At 41.7% G+C, this 21,288-nt stretch carries 17 protein-coding genes; 10 read left to right on the top strand and 7 right to left on the bottom strand.

The window, feature by feature from the left end; all coding sequences use genetic code 11:
• Positions 1-143 precede the first annotated feature (143 nt).
• Positions 144-575: an energy transducer TonB gene (locus tag HCZ11_RS17620; RefSeq protein ID WP_167659077.1), complete on the top strand. Its 432-nt coding sequence runs from the start codon at positions 144-146 to the stop codon at positions 573-575.
• A gap of 69 nt (positions 576-644) precedes the next feature.
• Here HCZ11_RS17620 and HCZ11_RS17615 read toward each other — a convergent pair whose 3' ends face one another.
• Together HCZ11_RS17615 and HCZ11_RS17610 are read right to left on the bottom strand one after the other, a co-directional pair.
• Positions 645-3,665, bottom strand: coding sequence for a carboxypeptidase regulatory-like domain-containing protein (locus tag HCZ11_RS17615; protein WP_167659076.1), 3,021 nt, complete (start codon positions 3,663-3,665; stop codon positions 645-647).
• Positions 3,666-4,042: 377 nt separating this feature from the next.
• On the bottom strand, positions 4,043-4,888 hold the full coding sequence (locus HCZ11_RS17610) for a MurR/RpiR family transcriptional regulator (protein ID WP_054560797.1): 846 nt from the start codon (positions 4,886-4,888) through the stop codon (positions 4,043-4,045).
• A gap of 337 nt (positions 4,889-5,225) precedes the next feature.
• Here HCZ11_RS17610 and pbp4b point away from each other — a divergent pair, with 337 nt between their 5' ends.
• Together pbp4b and HCZ11_RS17600 are read left to right on the top strand one after the other, a co-directional pair.
• Positions 5,226-7,673, top strand: a complete 2,448-nt coding sequence (pbp4b, locus tag HCZ11_RS17605) for a penicillin binding protein PBP4B (RefSeq protein WP_167659075.1) — start codon at positions 5,226-5,228, stop codon at positions 7,671-7,673.
• Between the two features lie 94 nt (positions 7,674-7,767).
• Positions 7,768-9,144 (top strand): Na+/H+ antiporter NhaC family protein, encoded by a 1,377-nt coding sequence (locus tag HCZ11_RS17600; protein WP_130050807.1) that lies wholly within the window; start codon positions 7,768-7,770, stop codon positions 9,142-9,144.
• Positions 9,145-9,409: 265 nt separating this feature from the next.
• Here the strand turns inward: HCZ11_RS17600 and HCZ11_RS17595 are convergent, their stop codons facing one another.
• The 4 genes from HCZ11_RS17595 to HCZ11_RS17580 all read right to left on the bottom strand — a co-directional run bounded on the left by HCZ11_RS17595 (position 9,410) and on the right by HCZ11_RS17580 (position 12,602).
• Positions 9,410-10,546 (bottom strand): PQQ-dependent sugar dehydrogenase, encoded by a 1,137-nt coding sequence (locus HCZ11_RS17595; protein WP_167659074.1) that lies wholly within the window; start codon positions 10,544-10,546, stop codon positions 9,410-9,412.
• 261 nt (positions 10,547-10,807) lie between these two features.
• A complete protein-coding gene (locus tag HCZ11_RS17590; protein WP_167659073.1) occupies positions 10,808-11,407 on the bottom strand; it encodes a hypothetical protein in 600 nt (199 codons plus the stop codon).
• Positions 11,397-11,948, bottom strand: a complete 552-nt coding sequence (locus tag HCZ11_RS17585) for an RNA polymerase sigma factor (protein ID WP_130050812.1) — start codon at positions 11,946-11,948, stop codon at positions 11,397-11,399. The genes HCZ11_RS17590 and HCZ11_RS17585 overlap by 11 nt, the downstream gene beginning before the upstream one ends.
• Before the next feature lie 6 nt (positions 11,949-11,954).
• Entirely contained in the window at positions 11,955-12,602 is a 648-nt protein-coding gene (locus tag HCZ11_RS17580; RefSeq protein ID WP_130050813.1) for an energy transducer TonB, read from the bottom strand.
• Between the two features lie 118 nt (positions 12,603-12,720).
• Between HCZ11_RS17580 and HCZ11_RS17575 the strand changes: the two genes are divergently transcribed.
• Together HCZ11_RS17575 and HCZ11_RS17570 are read left to right on the top strand one after the other, a co-directional pair.
• Positions 12,721-13,227, top strand: coding sequence for a DUF3087 domain-containing protein (locus HCZ11_RS17575; protein WP_130050814.1), 507 nt, complete (start codon positions 12,721-12,723; stop codon positions 13,225-13,227).
• 9 nt (positions 13,228-13,236) lie between these two features.
• Positions 13,237-13,686, top strand: coding sequence for a low molecular weight protein-tyrosine-phosphatase (locus tag HCZ11_RS17570; RefSeq protein WP_167659072.1), 450 nt, complete (start codon positions 13,237-13,239; stop codon positions 13,684-13,686).
• A gap of 190 nt (positions 13,687-13,876) precedes the next feature.
• Here HCZ11_RS17570 and HCZ11_RS17565 read toward each other — a convergent pair whose 3' ends face one another.
• Complete coding sequence (locus HCZ11_RS17565) at positions 13,877-14,950, bottom strand: energy transducer TonB (RefSeq protein ID WP_167659071.1); 1,074 nt, start codon at positions 14,948-14,950, stop codon at positions 13,877-13,879.
• A 544-nt stretch (positions 14,951-15,494) separates the two neighbouring features.
• On the opposite strand from HCZ11_RS17565, the gene ribA reads away from it, so the two are divergent.
• From ribA to HCZ11_RS17540, 5 genes are all read left to right on the top strand, one after another.
• Positions 15,495-16,121, top strand: a complete 627-nt coding sequence (gene ribA, locus HCZ11_RS17560) for a GTP cyclohydrolase II (protein ID WP_130050817.1) — start codon at positions 15,495-15,497, stop codon at positions 16,119-16,121.
• A gap of 78 nt (positions 16,122-16,199) precedes the next feature.
• The gene (locus tag HCZ11_RS17555; protein WP_130050818.1) at positions 16,200-16,994 is read left to right on the top strand and encodes a BPSS1780 family membrane protein; all 795 of its coding nucleotides are present in this window, start codon (positions 16,200-16,202) and stop codon (positions 16,992-16,994) included.
• Entirely contained in the window at positions 16,994-17,446 is a 453-nt protein-coding gene (locus tag HCZ11_RS17550; protein ID WP_130050819.1) for a regulatory protein RecX, read from the top strand. Before HCZ11_RS17555 ends, HCZ11_RS17550 begins: the two co-directional genes overlap by 1 nt.
• A 17-nt stretch (positions 17,447-17,463) precedes the next feature.
• Positions 17,464-20,064, top strand: a complete 2,601-nt coding sequence (gene alaS / locus HCZ11_RS17545; protein WP_167659070.1) for an alanine--tRNA ligase — start codon at positions 17,464-17,466, stop codon at positions 20,062-20,064.
• Between the two features lie 6 nt (positions 20,065-20,070).
• Positions 20,071-21,288 (top strand): aspartate kinase, encoded by a 1,218-nt coding sequence (locus tag HCZ11_RS17540; protein WP_130050821.1) that lies wholly within the window; start codon positions 20,071-20,073, stop codon positions 21,286-21,288.

Below are 21,288 nucleotides of genomic sequence, written 5' to 3'. Positions count from 1 at the left end.
ACTAGATAAAAAAGAACGAGGCGCTTGCCTCGTTTTTTAATATCTCTAAAAATTAATTGTGGTATATTCAGGAACTTGTTTTCATACCAATTTGCTTAATTCAATTATGTATTATTACGAGTTGGTATCATTAAGGATATACCATGAAAGCTTATTTAAGCATTGCCGTACTTGCTTTACTAGCTGGCTGCTCACAACTCCCTAACACTTCAAAAAGTAACTCAACCGATGTACTCGACCTTCGTGATGATAAAAATGCAGCAGAGCAGTTGTGGACACTTAAAAATGCAACAAAGCCTAACTACCCAAAAGCAGCTTTAATATCTAAGCAGACGGGCTGTGCGCGCTTTGTAATTACCATTGATAATCAGGGTAATACCACCGATATTCGTTTTGTGGAGAGCTTCCCAGAAGGGCTGTTTGTAGGTGTGTCACGAGAGTCGCTTAAAAATTGGCAATGGCAGGCAAGCACAAGTAACAACGAGTCGCGAGCGATTATTCGAACTGTGCAGCTCGACTACTTTATGAAAGAAGCGACTAATTTAGCTGCGGCAAAAGCATTTTGTACAATTTAAGCTTTTGGCTTTTACTTTTTTCAGGCATAAAAAAGGGCCGCAATAGCGGCCCCAACAGGATAAATTAACTTAGAACTTGAAGTTAAACGACAGCTGCACGCGACGTGGGCTGTAGTAGTTACGATATTCACCAAAGGTTTCTGACGAGACATATGGGTTATTGTTGTAACCTGTTTGACGGTCAAATACATTGAAGATATCAGCACGGAATTGTAGTTCCATGTCACCTGAGAACTTAAAGTCTTGGGTGTAGTTTAAGTCAAGTTGCCAATGGCTTGGGCTACGACGACTGCCTGCAGGCTCGCTGTAACGCGTTGTGCCATTTGAGTAACCGTAGATTGAACCATCCCATGCTTCCCAAGGTTTACCCGACTGGAATACAAAGTATGCACCAATGTTTGCATCCCATGGCACTGTATAGTAACCATAGACTTTTACTTTATGCGGTTTATCACCTGATAATGTGCCGTATTTGTAATCCCAAGGGTAACGACCACGGCCATCACCATAGTTTGATGAACCAATGAAGGTATTCGCATCTGTTGTTGCTGTGGTGTTATCTTGGTCGAAGTTACCGTAGTAATGACTCCAAACATAAGAAGCATTGATATAGCTGTTTTCACCTAGGTATTCAGCTTCGATGCTTGCTTCCCAATATTTAGTCTCGCCGCCATCTACTTCGGCAATAACATAAGATGAACCACCAATTTCATCGCGGATTTCAGCGAGGTTATCGACATAAAGGCCTTTGTCTGCAATATGTTGTGGTACGCCATCAGCATCAACGCCAGAGTAGTCAGTTAAGCGGGCATTGTTTGGCATATCTTCCCAGAAATGTGATGCCTTACGGTGACGAACATGAGCACGTAATACTAAATCAGAACCCACATATTTAGTGGTACCAAGTGTAAACTCTTTGATTTGACGAGGCGTTAAATCATCAGCAAATACTTTACCAGATGAACCTTGACGTGGTTCTGCGTAAATTACTTTACCCGCTTCATCAAATTCAACTTCGATTTCGGCACGGGTATTACGGTCCCAAGAGGCGGCACGTGCAAGTGAGCTTGCTTCAGGGTTATACATTGAGAAGTTAGCAAATACAGAGTCTTGATCTGCATAATTCCAATTCACACCTAAACGAGGCTGGATCATATCTGTCCAATCTGTTTGATACATTTCGTATTTTTCGCCTGGTGCTAACTCATAACCAGAGAGGGTACCAGATGCCGATTTAAGACCTTGACCATACCAAGTATCGCGGCTCACAAGCACACCCACATTGTAAGTCCAATCACCTACTTCAATGGTGTCGTTGATTTCGAAATTCAGCGTTTCCATTTCTGAGTTAATAGCAGAAACCGCATCGCCACCTGCTACTAAGCTCATTTGTTGCACGCGAGCACGGTAAATAACCGGCGCAGAGCTGCCTTCTTCTAAGCTTTCATCTAGGCCGCCAACATAAGAAATTCTACCCCAACCATTTGAAAGGCGAGACAGTACTTCTTTACTTTCTTTCCATTCACCACCTAAATGTAATGTATGGTAACTATCGCCCCAGCTAAATTCATGTTCTAGATTTAACTCAAAGCTATCACGGTAAAAGTCGATATTATCGTATTGGTAATACGCACCAACACCGCCGCCACCTCGCATTTGCCCATCTTCGGTATAACCGTATTGTGCAATTAGTGGTGCAGCGCCTGCATTATATGCAGCAATTTGCTCTGCTGTGTAGTTATCATCAGCATCTAATAAGCTTGGTACACTGAAGTAACCCATTTCAGTTAGATTACTTAAGTCAAGTTGACCCGTTAACGATGGTACTACAGATAGTTTTGTATCCGGAGTGGTACCAGACTCTATCTCTAATTTACTGTATTGGAATGAAAGAGTTGTTGCATCACCTAAAAGCCACGAACCATCTAAGGTAAAGATATCTTGGTCGGCTTCATCACCAGCAGAAACACTATCAGTTTCGTAAGCGCCAACAGAGCGACCTTCGATAGTTTTTTCTGAGGTACGCTGTGAAATATTAAGTAAAATATCGTCAGTAGGTGCCCAGGTTAACTTACCAAAGTATTCATCTCGGACATTTTTATAGTCTTTTACTTCACCATAGGCTGTATCTTTATTAGTACGAGTTTCTTCAGGACGATAATAAGATGTATAAAAATACAAGGTATCTTCAATAAGCGGGCCGCCTAAACTTGCTGTTAACCAGCTTTTATCTAGCTCATAGCTTTCTTGACCTGTTGGTGTTGCCACTAAACTCTTAGGTTGAACTTTGTATTCAACATTGCCGTGGAATTCGTCAGTACCTGATTTTGATACAGTGTTGATTGAGAAACCACCTGAGCGGTTAAAGCCAACGGCTTTTGCACCACCGCGGTCCATAGTAACGTAAGCAACGTCATGGGTTGATGGCTCAGATGCTAAGTTACCAAACATTGGGAGTGAAACATCTACGCCGTCAAAGCCGTAAGAGTTATCAACACCCGAACCACCTGCTGATGGACCAAGCGTTGCATTTTCTGATAGCTCAACACCCGGAACAAGTTTTAGTAGGTCACGGTAATCTTGACCAACTGGCACGCTGTTGATTGCTTCTTCGCCTAATGAGTTAGTCAGTGCAGACTTACCTTGGCGGAATAATTTACTGCCAGTAACTGTAATGACTTCAACGTTTTCGTTAGCACCGCCCATAGTGATATTTAAGCTTGATGTTTGCTCAAGTAAAACGTCGACAGTCATGGTTTGAGTTACACCGTTTTTATCAGTGAAAGTCAGTTCATAAGTACCTGGTTTTAATTGCGGTAAGTCGTAGCTGCCATCTTCTCGCGTAACGACTGTACGTGGTTTTGGCATCACATTACTTTTTGCTGTAACTGTGATCCCCGCCAGTGACTGCTGCGCTTTAGGTGATGATACTTTACCTTTGATCCCGCCGGTTAGATTTGCAAAGGCTGGCGCGCTGGCTAGAGCTGCGGCCATAACAACACCGGTGAAGGCTGTTTTCTTTGCGCGAAGTGCATTGCTTGTCGCTTTTGCTATATAGCTCATTGCGAGTGTGGATGCATGTTGTTTCATTGTTTCCCGTCCTTATATTTATATGCTTTGCTGGACTACTTACCCAATTGAGACTTATGAACTTTAAAATTATGTTGCCCACATATTAAACAGGTGTTATCTAAGTTGGTCAAGAATATTTTTTCATTTAAAGGTTGGTTTTTAGGAATAAAATATATAACCGATTTTAGGTAAAGCTCAGTAATGACTTGCTTTAGCAGGGTGCTAATTTATTCTTAGTACAATTTTGTAAGAAATTATGACTTCTTAGTCAGTGGCTTAACAGAAGCATTATATGGGGTGAAGGCAGTATTGAGTCGTTAATTTAAGGTAAAATTCAGGCACTAAAAAAGCAGCCAGAGCTGCTTATTTGTGTTCTTATCGTAGAAAATAAGAAATTAGTTATTCTTAAATTCCCCAACAACTTCATTAGAATGTTCTAGTAACTTGCGACCTTGGCGGCTCGATTGCGTTAGGGCGATAAACAAAATGTCGATTACAAAATCTTGTGCCGTACGCGCTAAAATTGATGATAAACGCACAGATTCGCCTTCAGCAACCGAATAAAGCTTTACATCTGCTGAGTCGGCTACAAGGCTACTACCAAATTTTGTGACTGAGATCACCGAGCTTGAATTTTTCTTGGCTTGCTTTACAACTTCGGCAATTTCGCGAGTCATACCTGATTCACTTATAGCAATGACCAAATCACCTTTTGAAAACGTCGCCACATACGCAAGTTGTGCGTGCCCATCCGGCTCCGCAATTGCTGGCATACCGAGTTTTTGTAATTTATAAGAAAAATCTTTTGCAACCAGAGCCGAGCCACCTAAACCACAAATTAGAATGCGTTTTGCAGATTTTAATAGCTCTACTGCTTTTTCGACTGCCGGCGCTTCGTTTAGGTTCTTGGTTTCGGTTAATACCGCCAGTTTACTGCTTAATAGTTTTTCGGCGATTTGCTCTAGCGAGTCATTAAGGGTGATTTTACCATGTAGCTTAGGTTCGCTGCTTTCATCATTAAGGGCATCAATCACCGCAAGCTTAAAAGCAGGAAAGCCTTTATAACCTAATTTTTGTGAAAACTTCACCACACTTGATTGGCTTACACCAACCACTTTTGCTAGTTCAACCGATGATAAATTACGAATAGCATTCGCTGAATTTAACGTAAAGTCAGCAAGCTTGGCTTCGCTGCTTGATAGAGATTGACGTAAGGCTTTTATTTTTACAAAAGTAGACATAGGGCTCACTTTGTTTGCTTAACTTAGTCAAAACGCAAAGCAATGGTTCAATTATAAACACAGGGCTTGGGCGCATTGTTTGCTTAACATGACGACTTATTTTTGTTTTAGCTAACCTAAGTTTGGAATATTTTTCTTAATTTAGATGGAATAATATAGTTTTATTCCATAATAGATACAACACTAATTATTGAGATAGCTCTATTTTTAGTAGCTTATCGATAATATATGCTTTTTATTCTTTATTTGTGAAATAAAATATTTTACATGTTAAGTAGGTGTTGCTACTGTATTGCTGAGAATCGTCAACGCTTAAATCATCAGGTATGAATCTGTTATGAGTTTTACCCCTTTGAAAACATTTCTTAAACAGCTGTGTTATCTCAGTAGTGTGGCATTATTAGTAAGCTGTGCCAGTAATCCATATACCTACACACAGTCAGCTAATTATAGCCACCGTGTTAAGTTTTTAGTAATGCATTACACCGCAATTGATTACGAAAAATCAATGCACGCTTTAGTCGATGAAGGGGGCTTGAGCTCTCATTATTTATTACCTGAGTCAGGCGATCCAAGTTATCCAAAAGACGATTTAGAAATTATTCAGCTCGTTGATGAAAAAGACAGAGCATGGCACGCCGGACGCAGTTTTTGGCAAGGCCGAGAAGATTTAAATGACCATTCAATTGGTATTGAAATAGTGAATGTACCAACCTGTCATATTCCTGAGCAAACTAAGCTTGCGATGGAAAATGACGCTAGTAAGTTATGTATTTTTCCAGACTATGACGCCAAGCAAATAGAGCTATTAATAAAGTTAAGTAAAGATATTCTTGCTCGTAACCCTGATATTGGCCCAACTCAAGTGATTGGCCATTCTGATATTGCCCCAAGCCGTAAGAACGACCCTGGTCCGCGTTTTCCTTGGTATCAACTGTATAAAGCGGGTATCGGTGCGTGGTATGAAAGCGACACTGTTGATAAATATTGGCAGCTATTTAGTGCATCAAAGCCTTCTGTTGAATTAATGCAAAAAGCATTGCGCAGTTACGGCTATGAGGTGATTGCAACGGGTCAGCTTGACTCGCAAACGCTCGATGCCTTAAGTGCTTTTCAAATGCACTTTTTGCCTTGGCATGTAAGCGGTAATAATGATGCAAGAAGTGCCGCTGTGCTTTTTGCGTTATTAGATAAATACTTTCCTAAAAAGAGTGAGCGGTTATTTCAAGAATATCAGCAGCAACAGCAAGCGGTTGAGCCAGAGCCAAAAACACTGGCTAATGCACAAGTTGTAGTGCGTATTCCAGCACTTGATCCGAGTAGTCGCGCGCTTGTTAACGACAGAGGTACATTTACAGCTTATAAAGGTCGCGGGGAGATCATCATTGAAAATCAGAATGCAACCAGTGCTGACATTTTTATAAATGGCGAAAAAATTAATATAGCATCGCCATTAACAGCTGAAAAAATATATCAATACAGTTTAGCTAAGCGTACCCATAATGGCATTAACACTTATAAAGTAGAGAATGTATTGCCTGAGGGGGCAAGCTTAACCTTACGTTTTCCCTATCCAAAGCTGGACAAAAGCAGCTCACAAAAACGCTTTACTGCCGTTGATGAATTAATAAATCAAGAGATTCAAGAGGGCTTTCCGGGCGCTGTACTTGCCGTTGTTAAAGATGGCAAACTGATTAAATTAAGCCATTATGGTGCGGCTAAGAAGTATCATGCTGATGGCAGTGAGCTTAACAGCCCACAAGCCATGCAAAACGATACCTTGTTTGATATAGCTTCAAACTCAAAAATGTTTGCCACTAACTTTGCACTCATGAAGCTTGCCAGCGAAGGTAAACTAGACGTAGAGAAACCTTTATTTTATTACCTGCCAGAATTTAGAGGCAGCGGGCGTGAGCAGCGCTTAGTAAAAGACTTACTCACACACACTGCGGGTTACCCTGCAGTGGTTGATTTTCATCGCAAAGATAATAAATTTGGTGAGCGATTTTTTTCGCAAAACAGCCTGCGTACTAAAAACCTGCTATTAACTGGCGTCCCTTTCGTCGCTGGCCGTAACGTAAAACACTTATATTCTGATATCGATTATATGTTGCTAGGTGTACTGGTTGAACGCATTAGTGGTATGGCGCTCGATACTTATGTTGAAAGCCAAATTTATCAGCCGCTTGGTTTAACGCATACAGTTTATAACCCGCTGCAAAAAGGTTTTCTAGCCTCACAAATTGCCGCCACTGAGATTAATGGTAACACCCGAGGTGGACGCATCGAGTTTGAAAATATTCGTACCGATGTACTACAAGGTGAAGTACATGACGAAAAAGCGTTTTATGCCTTGGGTGGCGTAGCAGGACATGCAGGGCTTTTTAGTACCGCCAGTGACTTGTCAGTGTTAATGCAAGTACTACTTAATGGTGGCGGCTACGATAACAAGCAGATTTTTACACCGCAAGTACTCGAACAATTTACAAAGCCAGAGGCGAGTGATGAGACCTATGGCTTAGGGTGGCGACGAGCGGGGCATCAAGCGCGTAAATGGCATTTTGGCCCTTATGCCAGCCCGCGAGCTTTTGGTCATACAGGCTGGACTGGCACTGTAACCGTAATAGATCCCGAGTATGACCTTGCCATCGTACTACTAACTAATGCTCGTCATACACCTATTGAAGGTTCGCAAGAAAATTACGAGTTTGTTGGCAAACGTTTCGAAACGGGTAAGTATGGCTCTATTATCTCACTGATTTATGAGAGTATATTAAATCACTAGTCGAATTAAGTTGAGTTTAGTGGCAAAGCCATTAAGCTTAGCGAGTTTTCGCATAATAAAAATAAAATGTTGTTCTTAATTTAAAAGGGTTTTTATGTCTTGGTATTCAATTTTACCACCCTTGATTGCTATCTTAATTGTGTTTTGGCGCAAAGAAGTGATCATGGCGTTATTGGTCGCGGTTGCGTCGTCTGAGTTTTTACTTGCTCTGAATGGTGAAGGTAATACCTTGTTTTTCACCTTTATCAATACCATTGAGCGAGTTATTGAAGTTGCCAGCTCCCCTGGTAATAGCCGTATCCTTATCTTTAGTATTCTAATTGGTGCTTTACTTGCTTACATTCGTGAATCTGGCGGTGTGGCTGCTACAGTTAATTTACTGATGAACAAAGGGGTTGCCAAAAGTAAGCGCCAAGTGGGTTACTTAACCATGTTCTCAGGTATTGCGGTATTCATTGAATCGAACTTAAGTGTATTAACCTCGGGGATTTTATCGCGTGGTTTATTCGATAAATTCAAAATGAGCCGAGCACGCCTTGCTTATATTATCGACAGTACCAGCGCTCCTGTGTGTATCTTAATCTTGCTAAATGGCTGGGGCGCTTACGTGCTGGGCCTACTTGGCAATTACGAAATGGAAGAGTCGGCGGTATCGGTATTGTGGGGCAGTATTGGCTATAACTTTTACGCCATTATTACTTTGCTCATCGTGTTTTACACTATTACTTTTGACAAGGTACATGGCCCATTAAAGCAAGCTGAAGAAAATATTGAACAACAAGAAACCGAACTGACTGAAGAAGTTAAAGGCTCAAAAGCGCGTTATATGCTTGTTCCGCTTATTACTTTAATTGGTAGTATGGTTGGCTTTATGTTCTGGACTGGCGATGGTGATATTGCCAGTGGCAGTGGTTCTAAATCAGTGCTGTATGCAACTATTTTAGCGTGTGTTGTAGCTTACTTCTTAATGATCAGCTCTCGTGACTTTACTCACCATAAGCTGGTGGATATCGGCTTTAAAGGTATGGGAGAGCTGTTACCACTGGTTGCTATTGTATTGTTATCGCTGACCTTAGGCGCCAGCTTAAAAGACTTAGGTACAGGTGTGTTTGTAGCAGGCCTTGTGGGTGATTTCTTACCTATATACTTGGTTGTGCCAGTACTGTTTTTAACCGGTGCGGTGATTTCATTTACCACAGGTACCTCGTGGGGCACTTTCGCAATTCTTATTCCGATTGGTGTACCGCTCATTCAAGCTTTAGGGTTACCACCTTCATTGGTCATTGCGGCTATTTTAGGTGGTGGTGTGTTTGGCGATCACTGCTCGCCAATCTCAGATACCAGCGCGGTGTCGGCCATTGCATCTGGGTGTGATTTATTAACTCACGTAAAAACCCAAATGCCATACGCCTTATTCGGCGGCGCATTAACTTTCATCGCTTACCTAGTGACGAGTATTATTGTTTTATAAGTAATAGCTTTGAGCTTTAAGTCTTAAGTTATAAGTAAAAAACCACAGAGGGAGTCTGTGGTTTTTTATTGCTTGAATTTCGATAACTCGCATATTCAAGTCTGATAGCCGTCAGTTTGAAAGCTGATGGCTCGTTGAACCATCGTGCGAAATAAATTTCACGCCTACGAGGGGTAAACCCGCTGTTACCTAAAAGCTTGCGACTTTACTCTTGTAACTCGCTACCTTGTATTAAATCTTATAGCTGACGGCTGAAAACTGAAAGCTATATTTTCGGTACAACCTTATAAACACCCACACCATCAACACCAAGATATAAATCACCATTAGGATGGGTGGCAAGGCTGCGCACACGACCTACACCTTCAAATACCTTGCTGTGGCCTATTACTTTGTCACCATCAAGTTTCACCAAAACAAGGTGACCAAACTTCATCGAGCCTACGGCAATGTGACCTTGCCACTGTGGGTATTTATCACTGGTGATAAACTCCATGCCTGATGGGGCAATTGAAGGCACCCAATACCAATCAGGTTGTTCCATTCCATCGCGACTGGTTTCGTCGGTAATTTTTGTACCAATGTAGTTGATCCCATAAGTGATCTCAGGCCAACCATAGTTTGCACCTGCTTTAACTATATTGATTTCATCGCCGCCACGAGGGCCATGTTCATGACTCCATATAACCCCCGTTTCAGGGTGCATTGCCATACCTTGAGGGTTACGGTGTCCATATGAATAAATGCTTTTGTGAGTTGTTTTATGGTTATAAAACGGGTTTGATTTAGGGATAGAACCATCGCTATTGATACGGTGAATTTTGCCTGCATCATAGTCAAGGCTTTGTGGGTGAACGTCTCTTTTGCCACGGTCGCCAATAGAGAAGTACAAGTAACCTTCTTTGTCGAACTCAATACGTGAACCATAGTGTTTTGTTGTTTTAATATTTGGCTCGCCATCAAACAATAATTGCTGATCGACGAGCGTCATATCTTTAAAGCGGGCACGCATAATCGAGGTATTGTAACCCTCACCATCGCCTTCATAGCCCGAGTACGAAAAGTAAATCCAGCCATTTTCAGTAAAGTTCGGATCAAGCTCTATGTCTAATAAGCCCCCTTGACCTTCATCATGTACTTTAGGTGTTCCTTTAACTGTTTGCTCAACGAGTTTGCCATCACGAATTAACCTAAGCTCACCACGTCTGTCGGTAACGAGTAAGTCACGCTCGTTAAGCCAAGCCATACCCCAAGGAATTTGAATTCCTTCGCTTACTAATTCTAGTTTGTAGTTATTAGCGCTAGCATCCAGTGGAATTTTTTGCTCCGGCTGAGCACAGGCTTGCAAGCTCGACAAGCTAATTGAGGCAATGATTAAACTGTTAAACAAAGACCTTTTCATGGTAACTCCATAATATTTAAACACGATGTTACTAGCCTAGCTGGTTCAGCATTAAAGTGTTATTAACATTAGAGCAATGTGCGATTATTGGTAGGAAAAGCGAGGTAAAGAGCGGAGGTTTAGCCGTCAGTCTGAAAGCTGATGGCTCGTTGAACCATCGCGCGAAATAAATTTCACGCCTACGCGGTGCTACCTAAAAACTTGCAACTTTACTCTTGTAACTCGCTAACTTGTTTTAAATCTGATAGCTGACAGCTGTTTTCAAGCTTTACACTTTTCCGCCTCATGGGTCAGCTGTTTGAGTGCGATGATTTGGCCTTGTTTGTTTTGGTCTAGAGCGAGTAGATCACCTTGGTGAATGTGGGTATCGAGTGTGCCGTGTTTTTGTAGCTCTTTAAGGAGTGATTGTTTTATTTGTACAAGGACATTTTGCTCGCAGTCGGCGATATACCAGTCGTTATCAACGCTTACTAAACGCCCTGTGAAGCTGGTGCGGGCTTGGTGATTTGCAAGTGCTTGTTGGTAGTTAGTATCTAGGTTTTGTTTTTGTTGTTTAAGGTTACTCACATAGCTGCCTTTAGCGTCGAGTTCATGTACCTCAAGCCATTGATAATCTGATAAATCCACCGCATAAACATCGGTTAACTGGCGGTTGTTGTATTGCAGCATGACAAAGCCAAGAATGGCTAAAGCAGCAAAAACTCCGGTCATTTGTAGGCCTAAAAAGCGCTGTGGTGTTGGTGTGGCTGACTGTGGTTTTTGCATGTGTGAAAGCTCGTCGCTGCTTAAGCTGTGCTGTGCTTTGCGCTTTTGAAAATGTGCTTTTAAATCAGTATCGAGTTGCTCGTCGTTACGCTTCATGATGGCCTCCTAGTTGTTGTTTCAGGTTTTGACGGGCATATCGCAGCCGAGTTTTAATGGTCTCTGGGTTACTTTGTGTGATAGCAACAATATCTTCGAGACTAAAGCCTTCTTGTTGTAAGGTCAGCGCTTCACGTTGTACAAAGCTAAGTGCCATTAGTGCTTTATCAAAGGCTTCGTAGTCGTAGTGATAACTTGTATCCTGAGATTCAGTAAATAGTTGGTTGTCTTCTAACTCAACGAACTTTTGTTGCTTACGAAATTCATCAATTAATAAATTACGTGCTAACCGGAAAAGCCACGCTTTTGGGTTGTTCTGATCATTGTAAAAGTCGCGTTTATCAATGACTTTTAACCAGGTTTGCTGGCATATATCAAGGGCCAGATCTTTATCACTCTGAGTGACTAGGTAGTGATAAAGATCGTTCCCGTATTGAGCAACGAGTTGGTTAAGGTAACGGTTGTCGCCCGTTTTGGCATACTGCGCCAAACAATCTGTGTTTGGCTTGTCAAATAACCATGTCTTGATGCTCATTAGCATAGGCAGTTATCCATCTATTTTAAAATCAAGTTGAACACTTTGGTTTGCTTGTAATTGTGCCACACCTTCAACAACTTTAGGGCGATATTTCCAACGTTTAATAGCGCGAATTGCTTCACGGTCAAATACTCGCTTAGGCTCAGCATCAATAATAACAGGGTCAATCACTTCACCAGTCGGTGAAATGCTAAAGCTAATTTGCACCCAGCCTTCAATGCCATCACGAGCTGCTACTGGTGGGTACTTAGGGTTTATGCGCACAATTGGCGTTGCATCTCCCGTTGGTTGATTAATGCTTTTGCTTAGCGTGTCGCCAATGTTATCGAATGTCATCGTTGGTGTTAAATCTGCTACCACAACTGTATCAGGGTTATCAATCGCTGGGCGTGGTGGCGTTTTTGGTGGCATTTTTGCAGTTGGTGGTGGCGGCAGTGTTTGCTTTACTTGTACTTTTGAGTCTTTGGGTACTTCATAAATTTCAACCGTGATATCTGGGCCTGTTTTTACATCGGCTCTTTGCTCAGCAGAAATTAAGTACTGCATAAATGCAAATGCTGCAAAGGTCATGACACCGCCGCCAATAATTGCTGCGGTTGTCTTTAAAGCCGCCTTGCTGTTATTCAAGCTTGCTGAGTTTAGTGGTAAAGTATGCATAGCCGTTCCTCTTTGGATAATTGCTTTCATAGCTAAAACGGCTGGCAAATAAAAAAGGGGTGAAATTTTTTTCACTTTTTATTTCTTCACTAATTTTAGTGTGACTTTTTAGGTTGTTATGAAACTTATTCAAATAGACAAAGCACGTTACCGTAAACATTTAAACCAAGTGATTATTGCCTGTGTAATTGCTTTAGCCATTGGCAGTTTAGCTATTTCACAAACGCTAATTGCGTTATTCCCTGACTCAAGCGGTAGTCATTTTCATTGGAACCTATTAGGTGTTGTTGTGTGTAGTTTGCTGGTGGGCTTTGTGCTTAATAAATACCGCAATCATGATTACATGACTGAAATAGTGTATGTGTGGGAGCTTAAAAAAGCCCTTAATAAAATCACCCGTAAAATGCCTAAGTTAAAAGCAGCAGGGCGTGAAGGCAATGCAGATGCTTTATTAGCAATTCAATACAGCTATGCTGGTTCGCGTTTGTTATGGCAGCTCGATGACAACACCATTACCATGGATGAGCTGGCAATTAAGCAGGCAGAGCTTGATAATGTTGCAGATAAATACAATCTTACTCTTGATGCAGAACGTTATGATGAGTCAATCTTAAAGCAATTTTAAGGACGAATAATGAAAAAGATTTTGATTGTTTGCTTAGGCAACATTTGCCGTTCACCTACTGCTGAAGCGGTACTTAGAAGTCGTGCTAAGGCGCTGGGTGTCAATGTCAAAGTTGATTCTGCTGGCACCACTGGTTACCACCAAGGTAATCCTCCAGATTCACGCTCAAAAGCAGCAGCTGAAAAGCGCGGTTATAGTTTTAAAGGGATTTATTCGCGACCAGTGGCTCAAGCTGATTTTCATGAGTTTGACTTAATTCTCGCAGCCGACAAGCAAAATCTTGCTGATTTACATGCCATGTGCCCAGAGCACTTAGAATATAAGTTGTCGCTGTTTTTAAGTCATGGTGATGCAGGAGAGAGCGAAATCCCCGATCCCTATTATGGTGGCGATCAAGGCTTTGAAAAAGTACTCGATTTAATTGAGGACGCAGCCGATAACCTGCTTAAAAAGCTATGATACCAATCCGCAATAATACTTAATCATTTTGAGGGATTAAACCTTTCGCTATCTACGTTAAAAATTTCTGATTTAGAACAACTAAATAACGAAATTTTTGCCTTGCTATCAACGAGGTTTTCTTGCCTCAAAATAGATCACTTAATAAAGCGAATTGGTATAAAAAAGGGTCGCACTGCGACCCTGTTATTTAGTTGTTGATTTTAAAGTCTAATTGCACCCGAGAAGTCGCAGCAATCGCTTGACCGTTTTCAAACTTAGGGGCATAACGCCATTGTTTTACTGCTTTAATCGCTTCTCTTTCAAATGCAGAGCCACCCTCAGAACCTACCACAGTTATGTTGTCTACAAAGCCAGACGGGGTTACTTCAAACTCCATTACGACACTGCCATCTTCCATACGTTGAACTTTTGATTTTGGATATTTAGGATGCACGCGGTATAACGGTTCTTGTTCTTGGCTCTCTTTCCATGGCACCATTTTCGCTATCGCTAAGCAATGTTTAGTTGCTTCGTCGCTTTTACCTGTTTTTTCGTATAAGTGAACTAGCTTTGAATGGGCGTTTAATTCGGTTTGATGATCAAAGTCTAACTCTTGATCAAATACACTAACTACGTGATTTAAACGTTCAATGGCGGTGCTGTATTTACGTTGATTTTCTGCAAATGCGGCAACTAAAAAGTCTGCACTGATCCGATCAACTGCGTTATTTGGTAAGTTTTCTTGGTAGTACTTATCTGCTTCTTCAAGATATTCCTTTGCTGTGTAATAGCGCTCGCCACTACCTTTGTAAGCGAGGATACGAGCGGCGGTCATTTTTGCATCTGCAACAAGCTTGGCTGAGTTTTGTTTTTCAGCAATAGCAATGACATCATCAAGATATGTATCAGCACGCTTTGCTGAGGGAGTTGATTCTGCCATGCCGATTAATGAGTCATACACTTGTACACTTAGCTTGCCATGGTTTTGTTCTAGTATTTCGTAGGCTGTACGATATAACTCAAAGCGTTGTTCTTGTTTGTATTCAGCAAGGCTGTTTGCATAGTTAATAGCAAGATTAGCGGTGTTGTCGGCGCTTTCTCCATAAATTTCTTTGCCAAGCTCAAACGCTTTTTTGGCAAGCTCACTACTGTCTTGCTTATTTTCTACAGCGGCGACATAAGCGCGGTAGGTCTCGTTAAATTCTTGGGTGGTCGTTTCATTGGCAATGCCTTGCTGGCTAAACAGTAGTGTAATGCATAAGGCAAGTGAGCTTTTTTTCATAATAGTCCTTATTATTTTGCCCAGAAAGAAGGGGAGATTAATACTTGTTGATGATAATTATTATCATCATTAGGTGCAAGGTAGCAAATTACACTCGATGTGTCACTGTTAAGGTTTAAGGTACGAAGTATGATTCGTTGAACTGATGATTGGCAGGCTTAGTCGCAGGGCGCTACAAATTAGCACGAAGGCTTTTTTCATAATATTCCCTATTATTGTTGTTTTTATTAATGGTTTGAAAAAAGGCTTAGCGGTTTATTGAGATTAAACTAATCTATTTTTTCGAATATCTGCAAAGGTTTATTAAGTAATTTTTTAATTCAATAGCCTAGCTGTAGAGGGGAGAGCTTTTAAGGTACTTTATTAGCGCCACTAAAGCGAGGCGCAAAGCTCGTATCTTGGGGTGGTTTGAGTGTATAATACTTGAATTGCTGGTAACTGCCTCAATATTAGTTATCACTCGTCGTATGTTGCATCCTTACAACCTTCAAGCTGTTGTAATCACATTTGCAGTATCGCATTTATTTTTTAATTTGGATTTGTCGTGGCGCAAGTAAGAGCAAGAGTCCAGCTGAATGTTGGCAAAAACAGTGATATCCCTGCAGAAATCGTATCTTTCAGTGGCTTAAAAGATGGCCAAGAGCATGTTGCTTTAGTTTTTAATCAAGCCGACACAGAGCAAGACGTACCATTAATTCGTATGCATTCAGAATGTTTAACGGGAGATGTATTTCACTCGTCTCGTTGTGATTGTGGTGAGCAATTAAATGAGTGTATCGAAATGATGCACCAGCAAGGTGGCATTTTATTATATTTACGCCAAGAAGGCCGTGGCATTGGTTTATACAATAAAATTGATGCGTATGTATTGCAGTCACAAGGCATGAATACTTACGAAGCGAATAACCACTTGGGTTTTGCTGACGATTTGCGTGACTTTTCAGACGCAGTGTTAATGTTAGAAGCGCTTAACTTAAATCACGTTAAGTTAATGACAAACAACCCAAATAAGCTTAAAGCACTGCGTGATGCAGGCATTGAGGTTGAGTCGGTGGTTGGCACTCATGCACACATCAAAGCGGGTGTGGTAGGTAACCGAGCTTACCTCGAAACGAAAATCAAACATGGCTCGCACATGCTTGATATTAAAAAAATTAAAAAGCCTGAGTAATTTTCACTATAGGTGACTATAAACAAGTAGCGCACCCAGTTATACTCGGTGCGTTTTGTTGTTATTGAATGAGAAACTATGTCGATCGAAGTACGTATTTTTAAAGCAGGTGCAGGCGTTAAATGGTTTAAAGCTGGATGGGAAATCTTTAAGCTGCAACCGTTTACCTTTATATTAATGCACCTGCTAATCGTGATAATTAGCTTTTTGGCATTGCTGCTACCTTTACTGCAAGTTGTTGGTGCATTTGTAACCCCGTTTTTGATGGCTGGTTTTTATCAAGCTGTATTAACAAAACAACAAGGCGGGACTATCAGCCAAGCTGATATCTTTAAGCCGTTTAGTAATAAAGGAAACCGTATAGGTTTAGTGCGCGTTGCAGTGTATCAGATGGCGGCAGGTATTTTATTAGCCTTACTTTCTAATTTCATTTTTGCTGATGCCTACGCAGTTATTTCGAGCCAGACTTTTGATCCGCAGAACCAAACACACATTACAGATTTATTGGCAACCATTTCAATGGGGCAAGTTGCGGTATTTCTATTGGCTATCTGTGTGTATCTAACAGCTTTTGCTTATGCAGTGCCATTGGTTTACTTTCAAAAACAAAGCAATATGTTTCAGGTTTTAAAAACCTCATTCATGGTGTTTTACCATAATATGGCACCACTGAGTGTTTATGGTCTAATTTGCGCCGTTTTAATGGTAATCTGTATTCCTTTATCATTTATTCCTCTATTGGTTTTAATGCCAATTTGTTACATTAGTTTCTTTGTGTCTTTTCAGGCTATTTTTATGCCGGTTGTGCCAAAAGGTGATGACCAAACAAAAGCACCTGAAGCACAGTCACAATCAGGACGCTTTGACGCGTAATGGATGATAAAGAACAAAAGTTAAAGAATTATGTACTTTGGTTACTGTCTCGACAAGATTATTCGCGTCGAGATTTAACACGAAAGTTACTGCAAAAAGAGGCGTCGCCGGAGTTCACAGAACGCTTGTTAGACTGGTGTGAGTCACACAACTTTATTAACGAACAGCGCTACTGTGAAGGGTTTGTACGCCGCCATTTAGCTAAGTATCATGGTGCAAAACGCATTCAGAGCGAAGCAATGGCAAAAGGGATAGACCGAGCATTATTAGATAAGACGCTCGAGGAGTTCGAAGTCGATTGGTTCGAACTCGCGCAGGACGCATATTTAAAGAAGTTTTCAAATTCAGGTAAAGAACTCGACCATAAAGAAAGAGCGAAACGTGTACGCTACTTGATGTATCGAGGCTTTAATTACGAACAAATTGATTTTGCAATGCAAGCACAGCAATAAACGGGTGAGATTTTCACATGCAGCATATGACTACCGCACAGATCAGGCAACAGTTCTTAGACTTTTTTGCCTCTAAACAACACCAAATTGTTCCTTCAAGCTCGCTGATCCCGGGTAACGATGCCACGTTATTATTTAATAACGCCGGTATGGTGCAATTTAAAGATGTATTTTTAGGTGCCGAAAGCCGCCCTTACTCACGTGCGACCAGCTCACAACGTTGTGTGCGTGCAGGTGGTAAACATAACGACCTAGAAAACGTAGGTTACACTGCACGTCACCATACATTCTTTGAAATGTTAGGTAACTTCAGCTTTGGTGATTACTTCAAGCAAGACGCAATCAAGTTTGCGTGGGAGTTTCTAACTGATGTTGTAAAACTACCGCAAGAAAAGCTACTAGTAACCATTTATCACGATGATGAAGAAGCCTTCAACATTTGGCATAAAGAAGTGGGTCTAAGTGAAGATCGCATTATTCGCATTGCAACTAGCGATAACTTCTGGTCAATGGGTGATACGGGTCCTTGTGGTCCATGTTCTGAAATCTTTTACGATCACGGTGAAGAAATTTGGGGTGGTCCTCCTGGCTCTCCAGAAGAAGACGGTGACCGTTTCATCGAGATCTGGAACCTAGTATTTATGCAGTATAACCGCCATGCCGACGGCACAATGGAACCTCTTCCTAAGCAGTCTGTTGATACAGGTATGGGTCTTGAGCGTATCTCTGCAATTTTACAAGGCGTTCACTCAAACTACGAAATCGATTTATTCCAAGCACTTATTGCCGCTGCAGCTAAAGTAACAAACGCGCAAGACTTAGATGATAAATCACTACGCGTTGTTGCTGACCACATTCGTTCATGTGCGTTCTTAGTATCTGATGGCGTTATGCCATCAAACGAAGGCCGTGGCTATGTGTTACGTCGTATTATTCGTCGTGCAGTTCGTCACGGTAATAAGCTAGGCGCGAAAGGTGCGTTCTTCTACAAGCTAGTTGCTGCTCTAATCGAACAAATGGGCCAAGCGTACCCAGAGCTTGCTAAGCAACAAGAAATTATCGAGAAAGTACTACGTATTGAAGAAGAGCAGTTTGGTAAAACACTTGAGCGTGGTCTTGCTATTTTAGAAGAAAGCCTAACTGACATCAAAGGTGATGTGATCCCTGGCGACTTAGTGTTCAAGCTTTATGACACTTACGGTTTCCCTGCTGACTTAACAGCAGATGTGGCGCGTGAGCGTTTCATGACGATTGATGAACACGGCTTCCAAGAATGTATGGCTGTACAGCGTAAGCAAGCACAGCAAGCTGGTAAGTTTGGTGCTGATTACAACCAACAACTTAAGTCAGAAAAACACACTGACTTTAAAGGTTACGATGCAGAGCATTACACTGGCACTGTGGTTGAGCTTTTCTCTGAAGGTCAATCAGTTTCTGTACTTGAAGATGGTCAAGAAGGTATCGCAATCTTAGACCGTACACCTTTTTATGCTGAATCTGGTGGCCAGGTTGGTGACACGGGTGTGTTAAAAGTCGCTGGTGGTGAGTTCGTAGTCACTAACACTACTAAGCTTGGTAACGCATTTGCGCACCACGGTCGTGTTCAAGGACGCATTGGTACAAATGATAAAGCAGAGGCAACAATTGATGCAGCACGTCGCGATAGCATCAAGAAAAACCACACTGCAACACACATATTGCACGAGACGTTACGTCAAATTTTAGGTGAGCACGTAAATCAAAAAGGTTCACTTGTTGACCCTGAGCGTTTACGTTTTGACTTCTCTCACTTTGAAGCGGTAACAAAAGACGAATTACGTCAAATCGAGCGCGCAGTGAATGATGAGATCCGTCGTAACTTTGCTCTTGAAACTGAGCTAATGGCTATTGAAGATGCCAAAGCAAAAGGTGCAATGGCATTATTCGGTGAAAAATACGACGACGAAGTTCGCGTAGTAACCATTGGTGATTACTCAATTGAACTATGTGGTGGTACTCACGTTAAGCGTGCTGGTGATATCGGCTTATTCAAAATTGTGTCAGAAAGTGGTATCGCGGCAGGTATTCGCCGTATCGAAGCAGTAACAGGTGCAGAAGCTGTTGCCTATGTTAGTGAGCAAGAGCAACAGCTAAATGATGTTGCAGCGCTAGTAAAAGGTGATAGCAGCAGTGTACTTGAAAAAGTGACAGCATTACTTGAGAAGTCAAAAGGTCTTGAGAAGCAAATTGCCCAGCTTAACGACAAGCTAGCAAGTGCGGCAGGGGCATCGTTACTTGACTCTGTAGTTGAAGTGAATGGTATCAAACTTCTGGTAGCTGATGTTGCTGGTACTGAATCTAAAGCACTACGTGGCATGGTTGATGACCTGAAAACTAAGATTGGTTCAGGTGTAATTGCGCTTGGTGTAGCCAATGGCGATAAAGTAAGCCTGATCGCGGGTGTAACTAAAGACCTAACAGGTAAAGTGAAAGCTGGTGAGCTTGTAAATTACATGGCTGCACAAGTAGGCGGTAAGGGCGGTGGTCGTCCTGATATGGCACAAGCAGGTGGTACTCAGCCAGAGAACCTTACTGCAGCCTTAGAAAGTGTAACTGGCTGGTTAACTGAGCGTTCTTAATCACTAGTGGCACTTATCGTCCAAAAATTCGGTGGCACCTCAGTTGGCTCAATAGAGCGAATTGAGGCCGTCGCCGACCTTGTTGTAAAAACTAAGCAACAAGGCCACCAAGTTGTGGTAGTGCTTTCGGCTATGTCGGGAGAAACTAACCGTCTTATTGAACTCGCTAAACAAATCGATTCTCGACCTAGCGCTCGTGAGCTTGATGTATTGCTGACCACAGGTGAGCAAGTCTCAGTCTCTTTATTGGCAATGGCTATCATTAAACGTGGTCATTCAGCGGTAAGCTTACTTGCCGATCAGGTTAATATTCGCACCGACAATATGTTTGGTAAAGCGCGTATTGAAGAGGTTGCTGCGACTCGTCTAAAGCATGAGCTTGAGCATAACCGTATTGCCATAATTGCAGGCTTTCAGGGGCGCGATATTGAAGGTAATATCACCACGCTCGGTCGCGGTGGTACAGATACTTCTGCGGTTGAGATTGCAGGTGCTGTCAATGCGGATGAATGTCAAATTTACACCGATGTTGATGGGGTATACACCACTGATCCGCGTATTGAACCAAATGCGCGACGTATGAGCCATGTTACCTTCGAAGAGATGCTCGAAATGGCCAGTCTTGGGGCTAAGGTTCTGCATATTCGCAGTGTCGAAGCCGCAGGAAAATACAATATACCGCTCAGAGTGTTATCGAGTTTTAACCCGGATCAAGGAACCTTGATCAGTTTTGAGGAACCGGATGTGCAAGCAAACATTGTGTCGGGTATCGCCTTTAATCGTGACGAAAGTTTGATTTACGTCAATGGCGTGCACCAAGGGACGGAAAACCTTGCAAAAATATTGAAACTTTTCGCAGAATTCGGCATCGAAATAGATATGATTAATCAAGTTAATCATAACTTTGAAAAAATAGACTATGCTTTTACTGTGCACACGAATGATTTTGAGCAAGCACTCGAAATTCTGACCAAAAACCAAGATGGTATCAGCGCAGAATCTATTAAAGGGGTCAGTAATGTTGCCAAAGTGTCTGCAGTAGGTGTAGGGATGAAATCTCACTCTGGTGTGGCAAGCTTATTTTTTAATGCGCTTGGCGAAGAAAACATCAAAGTGATGCTTGTGTCGACATCAGAAATAAAGATATCAGTTTTAATTGATGAAAAATATTTAGAACTAGCTGTACGTGCACTACACAAAGTTTTTTTAACTGAAAATGAATAA

The organism is Pseudoalteromonas sp. HF66, assembly GCF_011806445.1.
GTDB classification, from domain to species: Bacteria; Pseudomonadota; Gammaproteobacteria; order Enterobacterales; family Alteromonadaceae; genus Pseudoalteromonas; species Pseudoalteromonas apostichopi.
The sequence above is the reverse complement of the archived record's forward strand: the minus strand, read 5'-3'. Positions and strand labels throughout refer to the sequence as shown.